The sequence below is a fragment of the Bacillus sp. B-jedd genome (assembly GCF_000821085.1).
Lineage (GTDB): Bacteria > Bacillota > Bacilli > Bacillales > Cytobacillaceae > Bacillus_D.
Genome location: NZ_CCXR01000001.1, coordinates 3,674,277 through 3,699,072 on the forward strand (window position 1 = coordinate 3,674,277; position 24,796 = coordinate 3,699,072).

The window sequence follows — 24,796 nt, forward strand, 5'->3', positions numbered from 1 at the left end:
CCATTATTTTGTGGATACCTTTCGTTATTCGGCGGTTTCTTTGTGCACAATTTGGCTTTTGTGGATATCCCTTGTTAAATCAGTGCCGTTTCCCCTTTTGCGCAAAAATAATTGGGGATAACCTTTATTTCTTGTGGGTTTGTGGATAAAAACCGGGTTTTAGTGGGGATAAAACTGGTGAAGCCATCCGCTTTTGGATGGCTTCCGTGTGGATATCTTTATGCGCAAACACAGTTCCTGCCTTGGTTTTTTGCCCTGTACAGGGAGTCGTCGGCTTTTTTTATCAGCTGGTCAATATCGGTTGTGGTTTCCGGATAGGAGGCAACTCCGACGGAAACTGTAATTTTAATACTGGCCCCTGTGGAAATAGTGAAAAGATGGTTTTCGACTGCTTTCCTGACTTCCTCGGCTGTTTCTTTTGCTAGAAGGGCTTTGGTGTTTGGCAGGATGATGGAGAATTCCTCCCCGCCATTCCGGGCTGCGATTCCGCGATTCCCGGCAACCGCCGCGAGGATTCTGCCAAGCTGCTTCAGGATTTGGTCGCCGATTGGGTGGCCGTATTTGTCGTTGATGTGCTTGAAATGGTCGATATCGATGATTAGCAGTGACAGCGGCGTGTCTGTCTGCTTGGCGGCGAGCACTTTCCGGTTCCATATATCATCGAATTGCCTGACGTTGTTGAGCCCGGTCAAAAAGTCGGTGGACGCATTCTGCTGAAGCTGCTGGTAGTTTTGGTTCGAACGAACAATAAAATCGGCTAGCCAGGCGGCCGGGAACCCGCCAAGCAGACAAAAAGTACCGTAGCTGACAAAGAGCGTCTTCCAGGTTTCCGTATCCTTGATTAAGAAGGCAATTGCTATAGAAAACAACGCGATATTCAGGATGTTGGCGAAGAAAAATTTTGCAAAAGCTGAATAGTTCCTGGTTTTTAAGAATGACGCACTGAAGGTCAGGGCAAGCAGAATGAACCCCGCGGCCATGGCCGATGGGTTTACACCGAAAAAGATGAACCGGTTCATGATAATGATGGCGGATGCAGCCAGACCGCTCGTCAGCCCTCCATAAAGTGAAACAATGATAATGGCAAAATTGCGGAAATCAATTAGGATGTTGTCCGGCATTTTTACAGAAAACATCATTAAAAGTGACCCGAGCAGACCCGCAACCAGGCCCCCCACCAGTTTCGATTTCAGATTGGCGTCCATTGGCTTCATCCGGAACAACTGCCCCGAAATCGCCAGGCACGAAATCATAATGGCAATATTGGAAATTAAATCTTTATACATAGTAACCCCTCTCCTACCACTCTATTTTACAATATTGTTTTTCCAAAATATAGCGGTAATTCGACAACTTCCTGCTTATTTCGATTTGGACGGTTTCGGGGATTTGAACGTTTTGTGGCGAATGGATTTGCCCCCTCTTCCACCGAATTTGGGTGAGGTTTACTGAATGGGTAAGGATTTTATTTTGCGAAAAGGAGGGGGGTGATTGTGGTCGTTTCGGAGGAAGGTTATGCTGCTAAAAAGGACAAGCACTAGTCTAGTAGTTGTTTTGCTAAAACATAGAAAGGTTGTGGCTTATGATTTATAAACAGCGAACTGAGAGTGATGAGCTGCTCAAGCTGAGGTCGTTGAATGCCCGGATGGAGTTGGAGGTCGGGAAGAAGCAGTACTATTCGAATATTAAGAAAGGCTATGAAGGAGAGGTGATGTTCGATACGCACACGGAGAAGCTCCAATGCGAGTGCCTTGTGCTGAATGATTTGCTGCTGAAGCATAGAAATACGACGTTTCAGATCGATTCTTTGATTATTACAGAGCGGCTTTACTTGTTCGATGTGAAGAATTTTACTGGCGATTATTTATTTGATGATAATCAGCTGTTCCACCTCCCCAAGACCGAGGTTGAGAATCCAGTGGTCCAACTGCAAAGGTGCCATTCGCTGCTGCGCCAGCTGCTTTCCGGATTAGGCTACAATATGCCGATTGAAAGCTGGGTCGTTTTCATCAACCCCGATTTCTACTTATACCAAGCTCCCCTTACTCTTCCTGTTATTTTTCCAACCCAGGTCAACCGCCATCTGCAAAAGCTTGACGCGACTCCTTCGAGAATGAATGGCAGGCAAAATTCGCTCGTGGAAAAATTGGTCGCGCAAAGCACCCAAAACTATTTGGACTCCCCCTATACCCAGGTACCGAAGTATCGTTATGAAGACTTACGGCAAGGGATGATGTGTATGAAGTGCCACTCAATCTCTTTAGTAATTTCGGGGAAGAAGTTATGCTGCACAGGCTGCGGCAGCGAGGAGAAAGTGGAGGCAGCGGTTATTCGCAGTGAATTTGAGTTTAAGCTGCTTTTTCCCGGTGAGAAAATTACGACTAGCGGGATTTTTCGATGGTGTGGCGGGGTGGTGTCGGATAAATGGGTGCATGGGATATTGGAGAGGAATTTTAAAAAGCACTGGAATAGTCGCTGGACGTATTATGAATAAATAAAAAGGTGAAGATTAAAGAGCCTAATCCTCTAATTATCCAAAGTTCACCTTTAAGAGTGACATTTAGCGATGATAGCCATTTTTAGTACAACGATTGGCGACCGCGCGGCTGGTTTTCTCTTCCTGCGGGCGACAACAACTTCGATTGGCGACCGGGCGGCTGGTTTTCTTTTCCTGCGGGCGACAACAACTTCGATTGGCAACCGGGCGACCGGTTTTTCCTTCCTGCGGGCGACAACAACTTTGATTGGCGACTGTGCGGCTGGTTTTCTTTTCCTGCGGGCGACAACAACTTCGATTGGCGACCGGGCGACAGCGTTTTCCTTCCTGCGGGCGACAACAACTTCGATTGGCGACCGGGCGACCGCGTTTTCCTTCCTGCGGGCGACAACAACTTCGATTGGCGACCGGGCGACCGCGTTTTCCTTCCTGCGGGCGACAACAACTTCGATTGGCAACCGGGCGACCGCGTTTTCCTTCCTGCGGGCGACAACAACTTCGATTGGCGACTGTGCGACCGCTTTTTCTTTCCTGCGGGCGACAATAATCATTAATAGCGCGATAACACAGGCTATCTCCCCTCCCAAATCTCTCAAACTCAAGTGAACCAAAAGCCGCATACAAAAAACCGCTCCAAAAACCTGGAGCGGCATACCTTAATATTCAGCAGCACGCCCCTTCACCCCTCCTCCCGTGGAAACCAGAGGGTGATGGCGGTGCCTTTGTTCAATTTGCTGGTGACTTGGATGCTGCCTTTGTGAGCTTCCATTAGCGCTTTGACGATCGACAGGCCGATTCCGGCGCCGCCTGTTTTGCGGTCGCGCGATTTGTCGCCGCGGTAGAAACGCTCGAAGATGTGCGGAATGTCATCTTCGGCCATTCCGGCACCTTCGTCGCGGATGATGAAGCCGACCGAGTATTCATTCACACCGGTGACGGAGATGGTGACCTGTTTCCCTTCCGGGGTGTATTTCAATGCGTTATTGATGACGTTGGACAAAATTTGCATCACTTTGTCCCTGTCACCGATGAACCATTCTTCCTTGTCTGGCAGGCTGTGATTCAGCTTGACGCCTTTTCGGGTAAAGGCCGGCACGAACATTTCCCATAGAGTGGATAAAATTGCGCCGGCTTCGAGCCGGGTCATCTCCAGGTGGATTTGAGGATTTTCCGCGTCGAGCAGCTTTTCGAGTTCGTTGACGAGGCGGACGAGCCGCATCAATTCGGCATGGCTCGCTTCAAGGCGCTGCGGGGTCGGTTCCCAAATGCCGTCCTGGAACGCTTCGATTTGACTGCGTAGCGTGGCGAGCGGCGTCCGTAGCTCGTGTGCGAGGTCGCCAGTGAACTGCTTGCGGAGCATCTCTTCTTTTGAAAGCGATTCAGCCAGGCTGTTAAATGAAATAGCCAGCTGCTTGACCTCACCGGGAAGGCCCCTTAACGGGATTCGGATCCCGAGATTGTGGTTCTGGAGCTGGTTGGCCGCAAATTGCAGCTTCTTCAGCCCGGACGTCAGTGTTTTTGAAAAAATCATTGAAATCAAGATTGCTATAATTGCTGTCAGCGCAACCGCTCCATAAATATACACCTGGATGGTCTGTAAAAATGTCGACTCTTCCTTAATGAATCCATGCGGATAGATGGCTGTGATCGTGCCGGCGCTCCGTCCGCCCACGACCAAATCAAACGACTCGGTCTGCCAATCATCCTCATTTTCCGGAACGATAATCATCGCCTGGTTCATGACGTTGCGAATCTGAGCCGTGTTCAGGCGCGTCCGTCCCGTTTCATCGACGATATGGAAATAAAGCTGTTCCGACAGCGCGTATTCATGCATCAAGCTTAAAATATTGTAATCTGTATAAATACCTTCTTGTTCATACTTTGCTTTGACCTGGCTGACGACCCGCTCAATTTTATGCTCGCGGTTCAGTTCGAGGTATTTATTGAAGCTCTTGTCGAATCCCCATTGGATGAACAAGCTGACGAGCACAATTCCGATCATGGAAACGAGGAGAAGGTAGAATAGGAGTTTAGCTCTTAGCGTTTGAAGCATGCGGCGTACCCCCGAATTTGTACCCCATCCCAAAGACCGTTACGACGAATTGAGGCTGCCTCGAATCAGCTTCGATTTTTTTGCGCAGATTTTTAATATGGGTGTCAACGCTGCGCTCGTACCCTTCATAAAACATGCCTTCATCCTGAATTTTCTCGAGCAGATCCATCCTGCTGTAAACACGTCCCGGATTTTCGGCCATATTCGTCAGGAGCTTATATTCAATCGGGGTCAAAGTCACCAGTTCCCCGTTCATTGTCACTTCTTTTTTCTCCGTATCAATCGCGAGCCCGCCCTTGAATTCGAGCCTGTCCGGCTTATCGTCGGCTTTTTTTGCCCGACGCAAAATTGCCTGGACCCGGACGACGACTTCGCGCGGCGAAAAAGGCTTTGTGACATAATCGTCCGCACCCATGACGATTCCGTTAATCTTATCGTCCTCACCCGACTTTGCCGTCAGCATCAGGATCGGCACCTCCGATTCTTTCCGGACTAGCCGGCACACTTCTTCACCGGAGATGTCCGGCAGCATTAAATCCAATATAATTAAATCGGGATTCTCGGCGCGCGCTTTCTTCAGCGCATCGATCCCGTTGTCAGCTGTTTCAATTTTATAGCCTTCACGCACCAGGTACGCTTCAAGCACTTCTATAATCATTTTTTCATCATCGACTAACAAAATTTTTGCCATCGTCCGAACACTCCTTCCGCACCTCAATCATACCATTTTACCCGCCGGCCAATTTTGAACAATTTTCGTCTTCACAAAAACCACATAACTTCTTCATAGCTTCTACATGACGATTTTTTATGATAAGGATGTAGCAAGGGACCACAAAATCCCACCCGCTACACAAATTCAGGAAACAATCCTGAATTGTCGAAAGGAACCTGAACTGACTGCGCATGGTGGGGCCGTGCCGCATGAAGCATCCGGACCTGAAAGGCAAATCAGATTTATCTCATACGCTTATTGAATGCAAATGTTACACCCAGTTTAACATGTTTGATCTATCTAGCTTTACCCTTAATTAACCTCCCTTTAATAATACGGGCGCCTGCGACGCAGGGCCCACTTTTTTTTGCCCAAAAACCCCCCTTTTGTTGTATTCTTAAGATATCTTCATGTTTTTTCCGTCAGTGCATTTCCATTTTGCAGCCGTCAGTGCTCACCCCATTTTCCGCCTGTATCGGAGGCTTGGTTTCTCATGATGAACAAACTTTCCTTTAAAATCGGCTTCGTTTTTTTCGCCGCTATTTTCCTGCTTGAAATTATCCTGATGGTTTTTCTCCACAGCAATATCATTCATTCCCGCGTCCACGATGAACTCTCCGCCCTAATGACGCGTGGCAACAATCATCGCGAAATCCTCGAGGCAAGCTTTCATGAGGAGACGATCCGCCATATCGCCCTGATGGAATCGCGCACCGACACGATGGTCATCCTTGCCGATTCATACGGGACAATTCTTATGTCTTCCAATACCGTCACTCCTTCGATAAAAACCTTAATTAGCATGCGCCCGGACGACGTGCCCCGGCAGGGAATGATTCTTGAAGACGATTGGAAAAATCAGCCCTTTATCGCCTCGGTCTCCCCTGTCAAAATGGAAGGCGGCCAGGGTTATATTTACATGTTCCAGGAAACCGGCAAACTGAAGGCGCTCATCTCCGGAATGAATCGCCATTTCCTGATTGCCGGCCTGCTGTCGCTCCTGTTCATGATCGGCGTTGTCGCCTTCCTGTCGCGCTACCTCACCCTTCCGCTTGTCAAAATGAACCAAGCGACAAAAAAGATCAGCACGGGAGATTTTTCGGTTACGCTGCCTAAACTTGGCCAAGATGAAATCGGCGAGCTCGGCCAATCAATCGAAGTTCTCGCGCGCGACCTCGAACTCATGAAAACTGAGCGGAACGAGTTCCTGGCGAGCATTTCGCACGAGCTCCGCACCCCGCTCACCTACATCAAAGGCTACGCCGAAATCGCGAAGCGGCCCGGTCTTGACAAAGCCGAGCGCGATCAATATTTGACCATCATTCACGAGGAAGCGATGAAGCTCGCCCAACTGATCAAGGAACTATTCAATCTCGCCAAGCTGGATGAAAATACTTTTACAGTCGATAAAACCGAAGTTGAGCTCAATCCTTTTCTCGAAGCCCTTTTTGGCAAAATTGCCCCCGTATTCAGGGAAAAGGAAATGGATCTGAGCCTTGATTGTCCGGCCGGCCTCACCGCCCATATCGACCCCATACGCTTCGAGCAAGTCATCCTCAACCTGCTCGACAACGCCAGAAAATACTCAAACGAAGGCAGTTCCGTTTCCGTAAAAGCAGAAAACATCGGCAGTGGACACGTCCGAATCCTAATATCCGACACCGGCTGGGGCATACCTGAAGAAGATCTTCACCGCATCTTCGAACGATTCTACCGCGTTGATAAGTCGCGCACCCGCGCACTCGGCGGCAGCGGCCTCGGGCTCGCCATCGCCAAACAACTCGTCGAAGCCCACGGCGGAACCATCACTGTCACCAGTCAACCCAACCACGGTACAGAATTTGAAATCATCGTGTGAAGCTGGGGGCGGATCCATTGCTTCATTCGGAATGAGAAAAACCTCGGCGCTTAACCTAAATACGGGTAAATGGAAAAAAGTAAGGATATATCAAAAAAAGTACGGATATGTTCACAAATCTCACGGATAAATCCAAAAATCCACGGAAAAAGATAGCAAACTGCTAGCAGCAAAGTGGATAAATTCTAAAACCAATGCCCGGTAACTATTCAAGATATTTTTCCTAACAGTACCTCCGGATTGGGTTTGCCTAAAAGCACTAGCCCACCTCAAAAATTAAACAAGCAAAAGCCCATCCAAATCCACAATCTCTATTTTTCGGCGAGGCTTTTGCTTAATGAAACCTGCGTCTTCGAGGTCAGCGAGTTTTCGGGAGACGGTTTCGGGGGTGGTTCCAAGGTAGGAAGCCAGGTCTTTTTTGCTCATCGGCAACGCAACTTCAAAAGACGCAGCCTCTGCATCAAGGCACTCTGCCAAAAACAGAGCAATCCGTGTTTCTACTTTTTCGGTTGCAAACCGGGCACTTTGCTTTTCCGATTGCGCGAGGCGGCTTGAAAACTCCTCAAGAATTTTTAATGAAATCGATGGATATTTCAGCAAAAGCGCCTGCAAATCCTGGCGTCTGATAGAACAAACCTGCGTATCTTCCATCGCCTCAGCGAACGACTCGTGAACCTCCTCGCTGAACAGCGCAAGCTCCCCCATAAATTCGCCAACTGAAAGTATCCGCAAAAGCTGTTCCTTTCCCGACTCGGATAAACGGTAAATTCTTATTTTCCCCTTGCTGACGATGTAAAGTGAATCCGAACGGTCTCCCGCCTGGTAGACCAACTCACCCTTTTTAAACGAAACTGAGCCTGCTGCAGCCATGATTTCATTCATCTGTGCCTCTTCCAAGTGGTTGAAGATCGGCACAAGCGAAACACATGCTTGATTAGAAAGATGCTTGCAGCTTGCTGAATGTCCGGAGTCCATGCAAATTCCTCCTTACAAAATTCCTACACTTAAACTAGTCTTTCCCTTATTTTCCATCAAGGCCCCTCCAACGTCCATCCTTTTCATAAAACCATTCTCCAAAGATTATTTATTACGACGGAAACTTCTCAGCGAATCTACCGAAGAACCCTTTTATTCCTCCTATTGAAACCTCCACTTCCGCTCCCGACCGCGCACAACCCATCAATTATTCAGAAATCACCACTCCAGCCCTTACCGCGTACCTACAACAAAAATCCTTCCACTCCACTACCCGAAATCTTCATTAACCGTTACCGCGAAACAATCTCCGCACCGCCAGCCCGGGTCTTGCCCTTTTTTTTGCCAAAATCAGAACCAACCCGTGGCCCAAACCTGGTCAACCTCATCGCATTCAGGATGACAAGCACTACGCTCGCTTCGTGGATGAACATGCCGGAAGCAAGATGCACAGCGCCATACAGGACGCCAATCAACAGCACCGCCGCCGTCCCAATCGCAAACCACGTGTTTTGCTTCATATTGCGGATGGTCGCTTTTGCCAGGGAGTAGGCGTGTGACAGTTGGCCGAGTCTATCAGCCATCAGCACGACGCCGGCCGTTTCCATCGAAATGTCCGTACCGCCCTCGCCCATCGCCAGTCCGATATCGGCAGTCGCAATCGCCGGCGCGTCATTAATCCCATCGCCCGCCATTGCCACTACCCGTCCCTCGGCCTTCAGCCGCTTCACAAAAGCCGCCTTTTCCTCCGGCAGCATTTCCGCAACAAACTCATCAACCCCAAGCCGGGCGGCCACCAACTGAGCAGTATGGCGATTATCCCCTGTCAGCATGATGATTTGCCTAATGCCATTTCTCCGCAGCTCCACCAGTGCCTCTGGAGCATCATCGCGTATCTGGTCGGCAATGGAGATGATGCCCGCAATTTCCCCTTCGACCGCAGCAAAAACGGCTGTGTTCCCTGCTCTTTCCCTTCCCACTGCATAATCATCGGCCGCTCGGGTAAGCGAAACGCCCTCCAGCTCCATCAAAGCGCGGTTCCCAACTACAATTCGGGCTCCATCGACAACTGCCCTAATGCCATGCCCCTTCACCACTTCCCCGTCTTCAATCGGCAACACGAAATCAAGCCCTCTTGCCTCCGCATCACTGACAATCGCCCGGCCAAGGTGATGTTCGGACATCATTTCCACCGCAGCCACCAGTCGCAAAAGCCCTTCTGTATCCATTTTGGCAAAAATCTTCACATCGGTTACTTCCGGCTTTCCCTTCGTCAACGTCCCGGTTTTATCAAAAACAATTGTGTCCACCTTGGACAACATCTCCATGATTTCCCCGCCCTTAATAAGAACCCCATGCTTAGCGCCATTCCCAATTCCGGCGACGCTTGAAACCGGCGCTCCAATTACGAGCGCGCCCGGGCAGGCAATGACAAGAAACGTAATCGCTAGCTTCAAATCAGTTGTAACCACATAGACGAGCACCGCCAGCACCAGTACCGCTGGTGTATAAAAAGCCGAGAACGAATCAAGGAACTTCTCTGCCTTGGACTTCGACTCCTGGGCCTCCTCCACCAACTCGATGATTTTCGCAAACGTTGTATCGTCCCCGACCTTTTCCGCGACAATCTCGATGTACCCGTTATCGACAATCGTCCCGCTGAAAACCTTGTCGCCAGACGTTTTCCCGACTGGCACCGCTTCACCGGTCACAACCGCCTCGTTCAAGTGCGCCCGCCCGGACACGACTGTCCCGTCAACCGGAATCTTTCCGCCAGGCCGGATGATTACCCGGTCGCCAATCACTACTTCCTCGACCGGCACCGTCTGCTCTCCTCCATCGCGAATCACAGTCGCTTCCTGCGGCGTCATGTCAACCAGCTTCTTGATCGATGAGCGCGTCTTTTCAAGCGTCCGCGCCTCAAGAAAGTCGCCGAACAGGAACAGGAACGTCACGACCGACGACTCCGTAAACTCGCCCAAATAAACAGCCCCAGCCACCGCAATCGTCACGAGCACATCAATACTGAACACTCTCATTCGCACCGACTGGACCGCCTTAGCGAAAATCGGCGCCCCTGCCAGCACCGTCGCAACCGCCAGCGCAGCCGTTTTCACCCCCGAAACCCCCAGCCACCCCGCCGAAAATCCCGCCACAATCAACACAAATGCTACCGCCATCAACCTAGTTTTATATCTCGCCACCATCCCAAACCAACTCCTCCATTTTTCCTATATCATAATCGAGAAGCCCCCCGCCGTAATTGACGCCAATCAAGTTTCTCCTCGAAAAATAAAAATCTCTAGAAAACCATCCTCGATTTCATTTGTAACAGATCAACCCCATTCAACCCCCTTTTGCAAAAGAAAAACCTTCAGCGGCCGCTATCGGACAACTTTTGCAACGTAATCACACTTAACCAGGAAGCCACGAAAAATGGCCCTCTTCCATGCTGTTCGCGGAGCGGGCCATGATAAATAATGCGCAAGAGATTAAATTACTGGTTCTTGTCATTTTTAGAGAAAGTTCCTTGCACTTGGATTCTTGCCATTCTTAGAGAAAGTTCCCTACACTTGGATTCTTGCGTTATTGAATATTGTTCTTTAATTTGCTCCGGATCAAATGTCGGCTCCTTTTGGATTGGGACTCTTTGGCATGGGACCTTGTCGCTTCGCTCCTTTTGGATAGGACTCCTTTTGAATTGGCTTCTTTTGGTTGGGCTCTTTCACGATACTTTCGCTGATAAAACCGGGTATCCAAGCTTTTTCAGCGTTTCTCCGACTCGGTCTGCACTGATTTGCTCTTCATTAAATTCTGCCTTTACCTTGCTTAAGTTGAATAACACCTTTACCGAGATAATTCCCGCCGTCTTGATGAGTGCTGTTTCAATTCTCTTAACACAAGATGGGCATGTTAGCGTATCCAGTTGGTAGACTGCTTTTTTCATCGTAGATCCCCCCGTTTAATTATTTTTTGCGCCCCATAAAACTGTTTGTAACTAAACTACTATTCTTTTTGGACAAGGCGGTACTGAGGCATTTCGAAATCGGCTAGCCATACATAAAGCTAGCTTGACATAATACCGGCTCCAGTTTTATGAACTCAATGCACCTCCGCCAGTCCGCAGGCATGTGCGACTTTTTTGCCAAAAGACCTGGACATCTCTTTCAACTCCTCCTCCGGCTCCCCATCGGCTTTCACACCGTCAATGAGGAGTACGCATCCCTGTGCTTTCAATGTTTCTTCCAGAATATCAACCGCCATCGCAAAGTGTTCGTAGGAAGAGTCTCCCGCCCCGAATACGGCGGCGCGCTTCCCGGCAAGATCCACTTCCAGAAGCTCGCTGTAAAAATCGGCCATCTCATCCGGCAACTCACCATCACCCCATGTGTAACTTCCAAGTAAAATCAAATCAAAATCGACAATCTCCCCGCCATGCGCCTCAAACACATCCTTCTGCACAACCTCAACTCCAAATTGCGCCAACTCCGCCCCGATCACATCCGCCATCAACTCCGTCGTCCCCGTCATACTCGCAAACACAACAACCGCCTTCATCTCCATCCCTCCATGTAATAACCTCATCCCAACCATACATCACCTCACAAATAAAAAACTTGACCGTAATCAAGTTTGGGGGAATACTCATCATGCGTAGTTCAGAGGAACCGTTGCGGCGCTTCTTTCAAGAGGGAAGAAAATCTCATGTGGCACCCAATTACGGGTAAACTGAAAAAAGTACGGATATATCAAAAAAAGTACGGATATCTTCACAAATCTCACGGATAAAACAAAAAATGTACGGATAAATCCAAAAATCCACGGATAAAGCTAGCAATCTGCTAACAAAATAACCAACAAAATCCTAAACCCATTATCATATCGGAAAAAGAGCCCAAAAAGAAAAGCCACTCCCGTTTAACAGGAATGGCTCTTCGATTTATTAGTATATGATTCGGGATCTCGAATGGTTACTGAAAACCCTGTGCGGCCGTATCATCTGCAGACTAATCCCGGTCCGCAAAGCCTGCATAACATCAAACCCATGCCGATAGCCAGCAAGATTCAGCGGCTTTTCAATTACATTTTAACCGGTTCTTTTGGCCCCTCATCTTTCACAGCCGCCTCAATGATTCCCTGGCGAAGGGTATTTTTGCCGGCATAGCTTTCAATCAGTTCTTTCAAGTCGATGCCGCTGGAAGCTTTAAGGGTTTCCTGCAGGCCGGCCATAAGATTCGTGGCATAGCCTGTCACGCGGTTAGCGCCACTGTTGGCACCGCCGCTACCCGTATCGACGATGGAAATCTTGTCGATGTTGGCAAGCGGGGCCGCAACTTGCTTCGCATATTCAGGAAGCATCTTCATAATCATGTCCATAACGGCTGCCTGGCCGAACTGTTCGAACGCTTCAGCAATCTTCTGCTTCGCTTCTGCTTCGGCAAGACCTTTCAGGCGGATGATTTCAGCATCGGATTCACCCTGCGCGCGGACAGCGTCCGCTTTTGCAAGACCGTCTAGGCGGATGCGCTCGGCTTCCGCTTTTGCCATCGCTTCAATCCGGTATTTGTTCGCTTCGGCTTCAGCCATTTGCTTCGCCTTTTCAGCTGCTGCCGCTTGCTCAACCGAGTAACGGTCTGCATCGGCCTTTTTCTTGACTTCTGAATCGTATTGGCGCTCACGACGCAGGATTTCTTTCTCTTCAAGCTCAATTTGCTTCTGGCGCTCGATGATCTTGATTTGCATTTCCTGCTCGGTTACCTGCTGCTTCGAGCGGGCTGTTTCAAGGTCGTATGCTTGGTCGGCGCGGGCTTTCGCGGCGTCCTGCTCGGCGCGGAATTCCGCAACCTTCAGTTGGTTAATCTTTTCGGCTTCAGCGATTTCAGTTGAGCGCTCAAGCTCGGCACGCTTCGCTGACTTCGCGGCTTCCGCCCTTTTGACGCGGGTTTCCATTTCTGCCTCGGCCGTTGCGATATCGGCATCGCGCTTAACCTGGGCGATTCGCGGCTTACCAAGCGAATCAAGGTATCCATTTTTGTCACGGACATCTTTAATGGTGAATGAAACGATGACAAGACCCATTTTTGCAAGGTCCTGGGAAGCGACACGCTGGACTTCCTGGGAAAATTTATCCCGGTTTTTATAAATCTCTTCAACTGTCATTGACCCGAGGATGGAACGAAGATGGCCTTCAAGGACTTCCTTCGCTTCGTTCTCACGGTCTGCTGTCGCTTTACCGAGGAACTGCTCGGCTGCTGTGGCGATTTCCGAAATGGATCCGCCAATTTTAATGATCGCGACGCCGTCTGCCATAACCGGAACGCCTTGCTCTGTGTAAACTTCCGGAGTCGTTACCTCAAGCTTGCTCGATAATAGGCTAAGCGGCTGGGACTGCTGGAACACTGGCAAAATGAATGTACCGCCGCCGCGGATAATTTTAATTTTATTGCCGGACTCATCAATATGGACGTTTTTGCTCCCAAGCATGCTGCCTGTAACAATCAGCGCCTCGTCAGGGCCGGCTGTTTTATACTTCGTGACGAATACAGCCAGAAGCGCTATAACGATAAATACCGCTACACCTATTGCAATCAATGTCAAATCAATCATTCAATCTCCTCCTAAATCCACTCGTTTTCGATTTTCTCTTTTACTGCGACTTGAAGCACTCCGTTGGCTGTATCAACGACCAACACATCTTTGCCAAAACCGATTTCCCCGCCGTCAAAACTTGCTGCCGGCTTTGCGATCCGCCCGCTGATGCTGTCAATCATCACTTCGCCGAACCCATCCGCCGGAATCGAAGTGATCACCTTCCCAATCCGTCCGCGCAGGTCGGATTCGTTGTAGGAAAGCGACGCCTCCGCCTGAGAAAGCGGCACGAGGACGAACACATTCAGCAGCGTGACCAGAATGGCCGAGATACCCGCGGAAATCCCGAAGATCAGCAACGACGAAAGGCTAGTCGTTTTTTCAAAAATAAACCCGCCGGCCGACAAAAATGTAATGAATGAAAATAAAAGGACGGGATTCATAAAATCCAGGCTGTCCAACAAGCCTGACAACAAATCGCTGAACAGCACATAAATCAATGTAAATGCGCCGGCAATAATCAGGCTGTACAAATAAATCGTCTCAATAGGTACACCATTAATCGTTTCCATTTGCCATCACCCCCGATTGTCGTCTTCCCTTTTATTTTACAGTAAGTTATACGGGAAAGAATACAAAAAGTTTCGATAAAAGAAATATTTGTAACATTTTTTGCAAAAATTTCAAAATACTTATGGGAAGATCCGTAACGAAGTGCCTAGGAAGCCACGTTTTATCTCGTTAAAAAGAGGGTAAAGGAGAAACAATGAGAAAATACAATTAAGGGGGAGACCACCATCATGGAACCAATCGATCATTTGGCATGGGTTGTCCCAACCATACTGGGCATTTCATTCGTAACCTCACTCGTCGTGATCTCAAAAAAACCACGTTACCTGACCGCCAAACTAAAAAGGCGAAATTATACTAAGTAATCCAGACGAACGCGCCGGCCGAAAAGCCAGCGCTTTTTTTTGCAAAAAAACCTATTCGGGTTGTGCTGGTTTCTATAATTCTCCTATTCGACCGCAGATTCTTTTTTCCAATGCTGCGGGCGTTTAGAACACTCCTATTCGACCGAAGCTTCTATTTTCTGATGCTGCGGGCGTTTAGAACCTTCCTATTCGACCGCAACTTCTTTTTTCTACTGCTGCGGGCGTTTAGAACACTCCTATTCGACCGCAACTTCTTTTTTCCATTGCTGCGGGCGTTTAGAACCTTCCTATTCGACCGCAACTTCTTTTTTCCGTTGCTGCGGGCGTTTAGAACACTCCTATTCGACCGAAGATGCATTTTTCAAAACCTTCGGGCGTTTAGAAAGGAAATGTTCCGCCCCCCACATAGCAAAGACGCCCATTCTTCCTTCCGCAAAGCTTCCCCGGCTCCATTTTTGCCAAAAGAAAAAACGCCAGCCATCAAGGCTAGCGCATTCCACATCCAAATTCTATTCCGCTTGGATCAAATTCAAAAATTGACGTGTCCGTTCGTGCTTCGGATTTGTGAAGATGTTTTCAGGCAAATCGCGTTCAACGACAACGCCCCCGTCCATGAAAATCACTTCATTCGCGACATCGCGGGCGAACCGCATTTCGTGGGTGACGACGACCATCGTCATTCCCTCCGCCGCCAAATCCTTCATCACCTTCAGCACCTCGCCGACGAGCTCTGGGTCAAGCGCGGACGTCGGCTCATCGAACAGCATCACTTCAGGCTCCATCGCAAGTGCCCGGGCGATGCCGACCCGCTGTTGCTGCCCGCCTGAAAGCTGATGCGGATAGAAATCCAATTTATCCCCAAGGCCGACCTTCTGCAAAAGCAACGCCGCCTTCTGCCGTGCCTGCTCCTTTTTCTCGCCTTTGACAATAACCGGCCCTTCCATCACATTCTCGATCGCAGTCTTATGCGGAAACAGATTGTAGCTCTGGAATACCATCCCCGTCAGCCTCCGGAACGAAGCGATGCCTTTCTTCGGCACTTCGCAAGAGAAATCGAGTGTATGGCCTGAAATCGTCACACGTCCCTTCGTCGGCGTCTCGAGAATATTGAGGCAGCGGAGGAGGGTTGTTTTGCCGGAACCGGACGGGCCGATCACGACGACCACATTCCCTTTCCCGACATCCAAATCGATCCCCTTCAGCACCCCAAGATCACCGAACTGTTTATATAACCCTCTAATCGAAATCATCGGTGCATTCCCGCCCGTTCCATTCACAATACTCATCCTTCCATCCCCCTCAACGTGGCGCTAACTGCCCGAGCAGACAGATTTCCGTTCGATAAAGCGCGTTCTCTGCCACAAAGCCACGACTTACTATTTAACATACCGGTCCAGCTTCGCTTCCAGTTTGCCCTGGCCAATCGACAGCGCAAAGCAGATAATCCAGTAAAGCAGCGCCGCTTCGGTGTAAAGCAACAGGAACTCATAGTTTGTCGCCGCGATTTCCTGGGCGCGCCGGAACATTTCCGTCACGAGAATCATCGCCGCAAGCGACGTGTCCTTCACAAGGCTGATAAACGTATTCGACAACGGCGGCACCGAAACCCTTGCAGCCTGTGGCAAAATGATCCTTTTCAGCAGCTGCGGATACGTCATGCCTATGGAATAGCCTGCTTCCCACTGCCCTTTTGGGATCGACAATATCGCCGCGCGGATGACTTCAGACGCATAGGCGCCGACATTGAGCGAGAAGCCGATCACCGCCGCCGGGAACGGATCAATCACAATACCGACAGTCGGCAGACCGTAAAAGAGGATGAAAAGCTGCACCAGCAGAGGCGTGCCCCGAATTGCCGACACATAAAAGCGCGCGATTCCATTCAGCACCTTCAAACTCGAAATCCTCGCCAGCGCGGTCAAAATCGCCAGCACAAGCCCGACAACGAAAGAAATGAGCGTCAGCGGGATTGTATAATAAATAGCCCCCTCCACCAGCGGCAGGAGGGAACTTTTTGCAATCGTGACGAGCCGGTCAATCCGGGCCGGGTCGGCGAAAATACTATTCAAGTACATTTTCGCCAAACCATTTCTCGGAAATTTTATTGTACGTACCGTCTTTGATCATCTCTTCAAGCGCCTTGTTGACTTCCTTCACAAGCGACTCGCTGTCTTTGCGGAACATCAGGCCGCTCTTTGAAGCATCCTTGGAAGTCGCGACAATTTTCACCTTCGCTTCAGGACGCTTATTTTTAAAGTCGAGGAAGGACAGATTGTCATTGACTGTCACATCGGCGCGCTTTGAACTGATCAGCTCGATCGCCTGGTTGAAACCTTCTACGCTGACAATTTCAGCACCGTATTCCTTGGCCGTTTTTGCATAGTTGCTCGTCATCGACTGCGCCGACTTCAAGCCCTTCATATCCTCGAACGATTTCACTTTATCATTGTCGGAATGCGCAACAAGGACTGCGGTCGAAGTGATATACGGAATTGAGAACAAATACTTCTCTTCGCGGTCCGGACGGATGCCCACCTGGTTCGCAATCATATCAAAACGCTTTGCATCAAGCCCGCCGAAAATCGCGTCCCACTGCGTCTCAAGGAACTGAGCCTTCACGCCAAGGCGCTTCGCAACCTCCTCGGCAACCTCAACATCAAAGCCAGTCAGCTTGCCCTTGTCATCATGGAACGTAAATGGAGGATATGTACCCTCAGTCCCAACAACGAGCTTGCCTTCCTTCTTCACCTTCGCCAGCACATCATTCCCGGCGCCACTCTTCGTTTCTTCTTTATTATCATTGTTTTTCGCATTGTCACCGCCACTCGTCCCGCACGCAGCAACCACTAAAACAAGACTCAGCATAAGTGCAAACAGCAAGGAAAACCTCTTCACATTCAATACCCCCTAATTCTGATTGGTTTGGTCAACATTAAACATCATATTACACAGAAAGCCCGTCTGTCAAAGAATAATTATCAGTATTTTACCCTGACTGTTTAAGATTAATCGTGTTATAGAAAATACTGGGATTTAAGGGGTTATTTTTGGCAAAAGCGGACAACGCGCACGGTTCGCCTACGGGAAAATGTCCCAGCACGCCGGACGTTTTGCATAGTGCCTGCCCTGTCCAGGTCAGCCGCTCCGCAACGAGACAATAAAAACAGCCTGCCAGGGCAGGCCTGGCAGGCTTAATTGTTTGGGTGGTTCTTTTTTATACTCTGCATGTTTATTTACGCAGTAGCTTTCTTTTTGCCGGCAAGAGTGGTGTTCCTTCCCTTCCGAAGCGGACCATAGAAGAAGATTCCGCTCACGAGGAGGGACATGCCTAATGCAAAGGTCTTCAGGTCGGCGGTGCCGCCGATGATGACCAAGGTGGAATATATCGTTGAAATCGCGGCGATGATGCCGTCAGTCAGGCGAGAGCGGTCGCCAAGATACGTTTCACCGGTGATGACAAGCTTCAGCTGGTACAGCGACGCGATGAAATACGGGACGAGGTACGACAGCGTTGCGATGATGATGACAAATTCAAACGCCTGCGAAATCGAGTTCGAGATGGTCGAGAAAATGAACAGCTGTCCGAGCGCGTTGGTGATGACCATCGAATATACTGGGATGCCCTTTTTGTTTTCTTTCTGGAATGAAGGCAGGAACAGACCTTGTTTTGCGGCCTGGAACGGAATTTCCGCACTCAGCATCACCCAGCCGAGCGTTGAGCCGATCAGGCTGATGAGCCCGAGCGCCGCGAGCGCCTGCCCGCCGGCCGGGCCAAGGACCTTGATAATCGCATCGATCAACGGCTTGTCCGAAGCAATCAGCTCATCCTGGCCGAGCATGCCCATGACCAGGGCCGAGATGCCGATATAAATCGCGAGCGCGATCAGCAAGCCAAGGATGGATGCCCTCTTGACGTCGATCGGCTTTTTCGCCCTTGAAGCGAAGACAACGGCGGATTCAACGCCGACGAACGCCCAAAGGGTTGTCAATGCAGCGGAGTTCACCTGTCCAAGCAGGCCGATTGTCTGGCCGCTTGCATCCACTCGTGGCGCTGTGAGCGGCAGGATATTTGTTTTGCTGAAGGCGAATAAACCAACGATGATGAACAGCACGAAACCGACGACCTTCGCTGCAGTCGCGGCAAAATTAAGCCGGCCGGCATTTTCGATTCCGCGCAGGATGATTAAATGGGTTGCCCAAAGCAGCATCGTACAAACAATGAATGTCAGCCCGTTGCCGACCTTGACCGTAAGGCCGCCAATTGTAAACCACTCCGCCTGGCTAGTCAAAATCGGGAAGAATGTTGACAGATAGCCTGCGAACGTAGTAATGATGGCAATATTGCCTGCCAGGTTGCCGATCCAGTAGCCCCATGTTGCCATGAAGCCTGACAGCGTTGAAGCCTGTGTGCCCGGCTTGAAAAGTTCTTTTGCATAAATTTGCGGTCCGCCCTGCATCTCCGGCTTGCGGATGGCGAGGTTGCCGAACACGAGAACCGTCATCAGGACGCCGAACCCGGTCAGCCCCCATGCCATCAGGACGCCGGCAGGACTCGCAGCCTCCGAAAGCGAACGCGGAATCATGAAAATGCCCGAACCGACCATATTGCCAACGACAAGTGCCGTTAAAATCCATAAACCAAGTTTACCTTGCTTCTCCATTAAGATTGACCCCTTCCTGTTCCTCTGGATGCTCAAGTTGTTGGGAATCATTGTATTTGCAATAAGTTTTACGCAAAAAAGTGCCATCTAGTTTGGCAAGTCTTGAAAATCATTTAGAACCTATCGTTTAAGTTCGCAAATAAGATCGATTTTGCAAAAAGGCACAAAAAAACACACCCTGATACGGAGTGTGTGCGTGCCGCATCAGACAAAACGGATAGTTCATCATGGCTCTCCCATGACAGTCCTGCACCTGTTCGGATACAGTCCCAGCTGCCGCAAACAGAGACATGCGGCGCTTCGGCGGCTGATCCTTTCATCCGGCATCGGCGGGGTCCCTGCCCCTCTTCCGGATTACTCATAAAAACCGCGACCTCTACCTCATCTTGAGCTGATGAGGATATATGAATTCAATTTTCAATAATCGGATTAAAATGTCCTTATACAGGATAAGGGCTTGCGTACCTTTTGTCAACGGAACAATTTGGATACTTGGAGTAAATTGGCAGAGCGGATCGGGATGTAAAAAAGCCTGGCACCGTAGCTGGACGTCTTTTGTCCCGCCATCGTACCAGGCAAATTTTTAAAGAGTTCTCAGAAGCTTTTCCTTTTTATCATTGGCGGGCTTCTTCCTTTTATCCATGTGCCTGCTGTTCTTTTCAACAAACGCCGAAACATCGGTTGCGGAACCGCATATTTCAATCACTACGCCTTCCTGCATGACCGGGGAGAGTGAGATGATGAGGTGCCGCTCTTTCAAAAAGGCAGCAAAGGTATGTTTATCGCCGGAGTCCCAGCAATCATTGCAATGGTCGACAACTGCGCCGGCCGAGGACGGAAGGAGATCTTCAACTTGTGTGCCGGCCATTCGGCCAGGCTTCATGCCTAGCTCGCGAAGCAGGCCGCCTTCAAGATAGGAAAAAACAAATTGGCCGTCCATTTTTGCAAAAGAAAAAACGGCTCCGGGGCTTTTCTTCACGATTGATTCCGCGCTGGTTTTCTTGCCTGGCTTAAGCAAATAGTAGATCCCTTTCAGGATAAAGTAGTAGCCAAGCACTTTGAAGATGTGGCCGGAAAAATTATCGAGATCAAACACACTTTGATAGACGGTGAAAATCATTTCTGAAAAAAACAGGAACGTAAACGCGAGCGCCAAATTCAGATAGACGTTGCTCTTTTCGAGATAATAGTGATACAGGCAGACGATGAGCGAAAGAAAATGGAGGAAGCTGATGAAATATTCGAGCCCGTTTTTCAAGGAGGTTGTTCCCTGCCCCTCGACGACAAGGACGGGCAAGCTTTTTTCAAAAATAAAAACAATTGCCATGATGGATGATGTCAGCAGGATAGATGCCCAAAGGACTGGTTTTCGCCAATCTTTCCTTATCCTTCTGTCAGGCATGACAAGTACTGCCAGCATTAGAATGGCTTCAACCATCCGCGCAAAAACCCAAAAACAAGTGGCCTTCGCAACCGAGCTTTCAGTCAGGAAATGCGGCATTCCCTTAAAGCTCAAGGTATGCAGCAAATCGACCATTCCCACCGTTAAAAAAGCGAATAAAAGAATAAGCAGCTTGGCCGAGTTATTCTGCTTGAGTGCCCGCCAGGAAAATAGCACAATCATAAAGGAGATGAAGATGCTGGAAAACTCGAGAATCGCATGAAACGAAACGTAATTCACCGGATCGTATATTTTCACAAGCTGGGGATGAAATACATGAACCCCCATCAGCGCCATAATCGCCGCCAGCACATACCCAAGAAACCGCCGCTCCGACATCCGGTCCTCCACCACATCCAACCTCCCCATTACTTAGTCCGATTCCGATTTCCTCCATTATAAAAGCCAAAGCCTCCCCAAAACGAAACACAATCCAACAGAATTATGAAAATTCCTAAAACATTCTGTGGCAGACACCACCACATGGCCAACAAAAATACAGCCAAATTAGATTGGCTGCGCTATTTACAGTTCAATTGTCTAATAACATCTTAATCTCATTTATTAGCTCATATTTCTGTTCTTCTGTATGGATTTCCTCTGCTCCGTATTTCGGCATTGACCAATATATGCCTTCCTTGTCTTGAAAAACAGTAAAAAGATACATCTGTCCTTTTTTCAGGAACGGATTGTCTTCGTACTTAAGAAGAAACAATTGTCCTTCTTTCTTATAATAGCCCCCATCCCGAATGACAGTAATCCCACCCAGAAGGGCTCCTTTTATATTTTGGGTCACACGAACTTCATAAAGGATTGCAGGCTGGCCATTGTGTGTGCTGCGTTCTTTTTCTTCAAGAACTTCCCCAATAAAAATCCGATCAGCGGCTGAGACCAGCGTATTTTTATTGGAAAAATCCTGATCATATTCGTACGTGCGGGTAATCACCTCCGCGGAATTCTTTGAGTCAAGCAGCATTGTGAAATACTTAATTGAAAATACACCTGCCACAAAAATAATCGCAGCAGCTAGCCAAGCTATTCTCTTCACTGGCACCCTCTCCTGAATAATAGAATTTACTTTTCAATTATAAGGGCATAAAATTCATCACTTCCTTCGTACATGTGAAAATTCAGCGAATCCTTTAAGTTCCTTTCGTTTCCCGAAAGAATCATATGGTCATTCCCACTGCTTCATTTGTTATTCGAAAAAAGTTCAGGAGCCGGCCCAGTGCCTCACAACAAAAAGCGGCATCCCTCGTTTTAAGAGTGGATGCCGCTATACTTCTGTTGAGTTGTCTGCCTTATTACTGCTTCCACCATTCGCTGAAAATGTTGGCGGGAGTGTGGCGTTTGTGTTCGGAGATGGTGAAGCGCTTGGCGATTTTGGCAGCGTCTTCTTCCGAAACCTCCTTGCCTTCAAGGTAGTCATCGATGACCTCATAAGAAATGCCGAGTTCGGTTTCGTCTGCCTGAAGCGGTACATGGTCGAGCAGATCCGCGGTCGGCTCTTTCAAGTAAAGCCGCTCCACAGCACCAAGTTCTTTCATCAATTCACGGCCCTGGCGTTTGTTCAGCCCTGTCAGCGGGAATACATCCGCCGCTCCGTCGCCATGCTTTGTGAAAAATCCGGTCACTGCTTCCGCAGCATGGTCCGTTCCTACCACAAGCAATCCGTGCATGCCGGCATAAGCGTACTGGGCAATCATCCGCATCCGTGCCTTGACGTTCCCTTTTTGGAAATCGGCAAGAACCTGGCCAGTCCCGGCCCGCTCATACTCCACCTTAACCGCATCAACGGCATCCTTGATATTAAACGAATACTCCTCATCCGCCTTGATAAAATCTAGTGCGAGCAGAGCATCGTCTTCATCCTTCTGCAAGCCGTACGGCAGGCGGACCGCGATGAATTTTGCTTCATACCCTTCTTCCCGAAGTTCCTCAGCTGCAATCTGTGAAAGCCTGCCTGCAAGCGTTGAATCCTGGCCACCGCTAATTCCGAGCACAAACCCTTTCGCCTTCGCCTTCTTGCAATAATCCTTCAAAAACCCGATCCGATCCCTAATCTCCTCTTTCGGATCAATCACCGGCTTCACATGCAACTCTTTAATAATACGCTCCTGCATAACATCCACTTCCAATCCCTCCTGCAACAAAATCCAAATTTATTTTACCGCTAACCCAACATATAAGAAAGCACGGGGGCGGTTCTGCTTCCTATTTTTGTCTTATCCTTGATTGTTGATTTCCACTCCGGGGACATGCTTTCCGCGAGGAGGACCGTGGAGCCTCCTCGGCGTCTAGACGCCTATGGGGTCTCCACGTGCCGCTTCATCCCGCCGGAGTCAGTCCCCTCCGTTCCAATCAACTTCATTGAAAATCAACACTCATCTTTAATTGAGCCTATAAATAAGAGAAATATCTTCCGTCTCCCTAAATGAAACACTGGAACTTCCCACTGCCTCACAGCACTCCCGAGAAGAGTCGGGAGAATGATTCTTTGAGGCGGTTCCATAGGCCACGTTTGTAGAATTCGACGGCGCCAATTTTTTCGCTTTCTTCCATGTCTTGTTCGTAATGGGCGACGAGGTCGCGGATCGAGCTTGTGCCGTAAAGGAAGACGTTGACCTCAAAGTTGAGGTGGAAGCTGCGCATGTCCATGTTGGCTGTGCCGATGGAAGCAAGGTTGCCGTCGATGATGATGACTTTCTGGTGCAAAAAGCCTTTTTTATATGAGTAAATTTCGGCGCCTGATCGGAGCAGCTCAGGGAAATAGGACCTCGTCGCATACTGGGTCAGGAAGCCATCGTTTATTTCCGGCACCATAATCCGAACTTCAAGCCCTTTGGCAGCCGCAATCCTAAGCGCTGTCCGGATCGACTCATCTGGAACGAAATACGGTGTTGCAATCCAAATCGACTGGGTCGCGGCCGCCATCATCGCATAGTAAAAATCACTCATGATTCCCTGCTGTGTATCCGGTCCGCTCGCCACGACCTGTAACGCGCCATCGAGCACCTCATTTTCAATCGGATGCTTTTCAAGCAAGTCGGAATCTAGCATCTTTTCGCCGCTCACATATTCCCAATCCAAGAGGAAAACCGTATGAAGCGTGTAAACCGCTTCCCCTTCGAGCATCATATGCGTATCGCGCCAATAGCCGAAATTTTCATCCTCGCCAAGATACTCCACGCCGACATTCAGTCCGCCCACAAAGCCAATTTTGCCATCAATAATGATGATTTTCCGATGGTTGCGGAAATTGAATTTCTGGTTGAAAAAGCCGAATTTCAGCGGTGAAAACGGAATCGCGTTAATACCCGCTTTCTTCATCGCCCTAAGATCAGCCGCAACGAGCGAACGGCTGCCAGCCGCATCAAAGATAAACCGCACCTCGACTCCGGCCTCCGCCTTTTCAATCAGGATATCAATGATTTCCTTGCCAAGCCGGTCAGACCGGAAAATATAATATTCAATATGGATGAATCTTTTAGCTTCCCGCAGTCGGTCGATAATCTGCCCAAACGTTTCCTGGCCATTTTTCAAGACGACCGACCTTGAAGCCGTACTAATTGGGGTCATCGCCATTTTTCGTGCGAATAGCGCGAAATTCTCCTGGCTTTCCACGAGGAAAGATAAATCAGGCGATGATTCCGACCTCATCATCCGTTCCCACTGGCTCCGGTTCAACTGGCGCTTTGTTTTGAATAAATAGCCTTTCAAATAAAGCTGCCCTGAATACAAATAAAAAATATAGCCGAGAAGCGGAATGAACAGCAGCACATAAATCCAGAGCAAGGTGTGCTGCGCCGACCGATTCTCGAGTATAAGCGAAAAAACGCTGACCAGAATAATGCCCGCATATAGGAGGGCAAACCCCAGCTTCCAAAGCGGCTGCACATTCGTGTATACAATCATATACAGGCACACCGTCAGCGCAATCACAAATAAAAATTCAATTCTCCGTTTCAGCATAATTACTCCCCATGTCAGCCGCAGCGAAATACGTTCTCTATACCTATACCCTTACCCTTTTGCAAAAAAAACATCCCGCCAAGGCAGGATGAGTAGAATG

21 protein-coding genes and 1 riboswitch are annotated in these 24,796 nt (G+C 49.1%); of the genes, 3 read left to right on the plus strand and 18 right to left on the minus strand.

Annotated elements, in window-relative coordinates; all coding sequences use genetic code 11:
* Positions 1-218: 218 nt before the first annotated feature.
* A complete protein-coding gene (locus tag BN1002_RS18135) occupies positions 219-1,286 on the minus strand; it encodes a diguanylate cyclase (RefSeq protein WP_048826918.1) in 1,068 nt (355 codons plus the stop codon).
* Positions 1,287-1,582: 296 nt separating this feature from the next.
* Here BN1002_RS18135 and BN1002_RS18140 point away from each other — a divergent pair, with 296 nt between their 5' ends.
* Positions 1,583-2,494 (plus strand): nuclease-related domain-containing protein, encoded by a 912-nt coding sequence (locus BN1002_RS18140; protein ID WP_048826919.1) that lies wholly within the window; start codon positions 1,583-1,585, stop codon positions 2,492-2,494.
* 53 nt (positions 2,495-2,547) lie between these two features.
* On the opposite strand, the gene BN1002_RS18145 is transcribed toward BN1002_RS18140, so the two are convergent.
* From BN1002_RS18145 to BN1002_RS18155, 3 genes are read right to left on the minus strand one after another with little or no spacing between them, the layout of a single operon-like run.
* A complete protein-coding gene (locus BN1002_RS18145) occupies positions 2,548-3,117 on the minus strand; it encodes a hypothetical protein (RefSeq protein WP_148362815.1) in 570 nt (189 codons plus the stop codon).
* A 59-nt stretch (positions 3,118-3,176) separates the two neighbouring features.
* Entirely contained in the window at positions 3,177-4,550 is a 1,374-nt protein-coding gene (locus BN1002_RS18150) for a sensor histidine kinase (protein WP_048826921.1), read from the minus strand.
* Positions 4,528-5,241 (minus strand): response regulator transcription factor, encoded by a 714-nt coding sequence (locus BN1002_RS18155; protein WP_048826923.1) that lies wholly within the window; start codon positions 5,239-5,241, stop codon positions 4,528-4,530. The genes BN1002_RS18150 and BN1002_RS18155 overlap by 23 nt, the downstream gene beginning before the upstream one ends.
* 517 nt (positions 5,242-5,758) lie before the next feature.
* Here BN1002_RS18155 and BN1002_RS18160 point away from each other — a divergent pair.
* Positions 5,759-7,123, plus strand: coding sequence for a sensor histidine kinase (locus tag BN1002_RS18160; RefSeq protein ID WP_231575057.1), 1,365 nt, complete (start codon positions 5,759-5,761; stop codon positions 7,121-7,123).
* Between the two features lie 276 nt (positions 7,124-7,399).
* Here the strand turns inward: BN1002_RS18160 and BN1002_RS18165 are convergent, their stop codons facing one another.
* The 6 genes from BN1002_RS18165 to BN1002_RS18190 form a co-directional block, all read right to left on the minus strand.
* Positions 7,400-8,098, minus strand: coding sequence for a Crp/Fnr family transcriptional regulator (locus tag BN1002_RS18165; protein WP_048826925.1), 699 nt, complete (start codon positions 8,096-8,098; stop codon positions 7,400-7,402).
* A 293-nt stretch (positions 8,099-8,391) separates the two neighbouring features.
* Complete coding sequence (locus BN1002_RS18170; protein ID WP_048826926.1) at positions 8,392-10,305, minus strand: heavy metal translocating P-type ATPase; 1,914 nt, start codon at positions 10,303-10,305, stop codon at positions 8,392-8,394.
* A 518-nt stretch (positions 10,306-10,823) separates the two neighbouring features.
* Positions 10,824-11,045 carry a heavy-metal-associated domain-containing protein gene (locus BN1002_RS18175; protein WP_048826927.1) on the minus strand — a complete coding sequence of 74 codons (222 nt, stop codon included), beginning with the start codon at positions 11,043-11,045 and terminating at the stop codon, positions 10,824-10,826.
* A 155-nt stretch (positions 11,046-11,200) separates the two neighbouring features.
* Complete coding sequence (locus BN1002_RS18180; protein WP_048826928.1) at positions 11,201-11,656, minus strand: flavodoxin; 456 nt, start codon at positions 11,654-11,656, stop codon at positions 11,201-11,203.
* A 522-nt stretch (positions 11,657-12,178) separates the two neighbouring features.
* Positions 12,179-13,705 carry a flotillin family protein gene (locus tag BN1002_RS18185; protein WP_048826930.1) on the minus strand — a complete coding sequence of 509 codons (1,527 nt, stop codon included), beginning with the start codon at positions 13,703-13,705 and terminating at the stop codon, positions 12,179-12,181.
* Positions 13,706-13,716: 11 nt separating this feature from the next.
* Entirely contained in the window at positions 13,717-14,259 is a 543-nt protein-coding gene (locus tag BN1002_RS18190) for an NfeD family membrane protein (RefSeq protein WP_048826931.1), read from the minus strand.
* Positions 14,260-14,487: 228 nt separating this feature from the next.
* On the opposite strand from BN1002_RS18190, the gene BN1002_RS24390 reads away from it, so the two are divergent.
* On the plus strand, positions 14,488-14,622 hold the full coding sequence (locus BN1002_RS24390; protein ID WP_269429808.1) for a hypothetical protein: 135 nt from the start codon (positions 14,488-14,490) through the stop codon (positions 14,620-14,622).
* Positions 14,623-15,131: 509 nt separating this feature from the next.
* On the opposite strand, the gene BN1002_RS18195 is transcribed toward BN1002_RS24390, so the two are convergent.
* The 8 genes from BN1002_RS18195 to cls all read right to left on the minus strand — a co-directional run bounded on the left by BN1002_RS18195 (position 15,132) and on the right by cls (position 24,696).
* Complete coding sequence (locus BN1002_RS18195) at positions 15,132-15,872, minus strand: amino acid ABC transporter ATP-binding protein (protein ID WP_048828053.1); 741 nt, start codon at positions 15,870-15,872, stop codon at positions 15,132-15,134.
* Between the two features lie 126 nt (positions 15,873-15,998).
* Positions 15,999-16,697, minus strand: coding sequence for an amino acid ABC transporter permease (locus BN1002_RS18200; protein ID WP_048826932.1), 699 nt, complete (start codon positions 16,695-16,697; stop codon positions 15,999-16,001).
* Entirely contained in the window at positions 16,684-17,517 is an 834-nt protein-coding gene (locus tag BN1002_RS18205) for an amino acid ABC transporter substrate-binding protein (RefSeq protein ID WP_048826933.1), read from the minus strand. The genes BN1002_RS18200 and BN1002_RS18205 overlap by 14 nt, the downstream gene beginning before the upstream one ends.
* Positions 17,518-17,855: 338 nt before the next feature.
* Positions 17,856-19,283 carry an amino acid permease gene (locus BN1002_RS18210; RefSeq protein ID WP_048826934.1) on the minus strand — a complete coding sequence of 476 codons (1,428 nt, stop codon included), beginning with the start codon at positions 19,281-19,283 and terminating at the stop codon, positions 17,856-17,858.
* Positions 19,284-19,493: 210 nt separating this feature from the next.
* Positions 19,494-19,670: riboswitch (Lysine riboswitch) on the minus strand.
* Between the two features lie 196 nt (positions 19,671-19,866).
* Positions 19,867-21,075: a membrane-associated sensor domain-containing protein gene (locus BN1002_RS18215; RefSeq protein ID WP_197072819.1), complete on the minus strand. Its 1,209-nt coding sequence runs from the start codon at positions 21,073-21,075 to the stop codon at positions 19,867-19,869.
* A 181-nt stretch (positions 21,076-21,256) separates the two neighbouring features.
* Positions 21,257-21,772, minus strand: a complete 516-nt coding sequence (locus tag BN1002_RS18220) for a hypothetical protein (protein ID WP_048826936.1) — start codon at positions 21,770-21,772, stop codon at positions 21,257-21,259.
* Positions 21,773-22,028: 256 nt separating this feature from the next.
* Positions 22,029-22,847, minus strand: a complete 819-nt coding sequence (nadE, locus tag BN1002_RS18225) for an ammonia-dependent NAD(+) synthetase (protein WP_048828054.1) — start codon at positions 22,845-22,847, stop codon at positions 22,029-22,031.
* A 337-nt stretch (positions 22,848-23,184) separates the two neighbouring features.
* Positions 23,185-24,696 (minus strand): cardiolipin synthase, encoded by a 1,512-nt coding sequence (gene cls / locus BN1002_RS18230; RefSeq protein ID WP_048826937.1) that lies wholly within the window; start codon positions 24,694-24,696, stop codon positions 23,185-23,187.
* Positions 24,697-24,796: the final 100 nt, after the last annotated feature.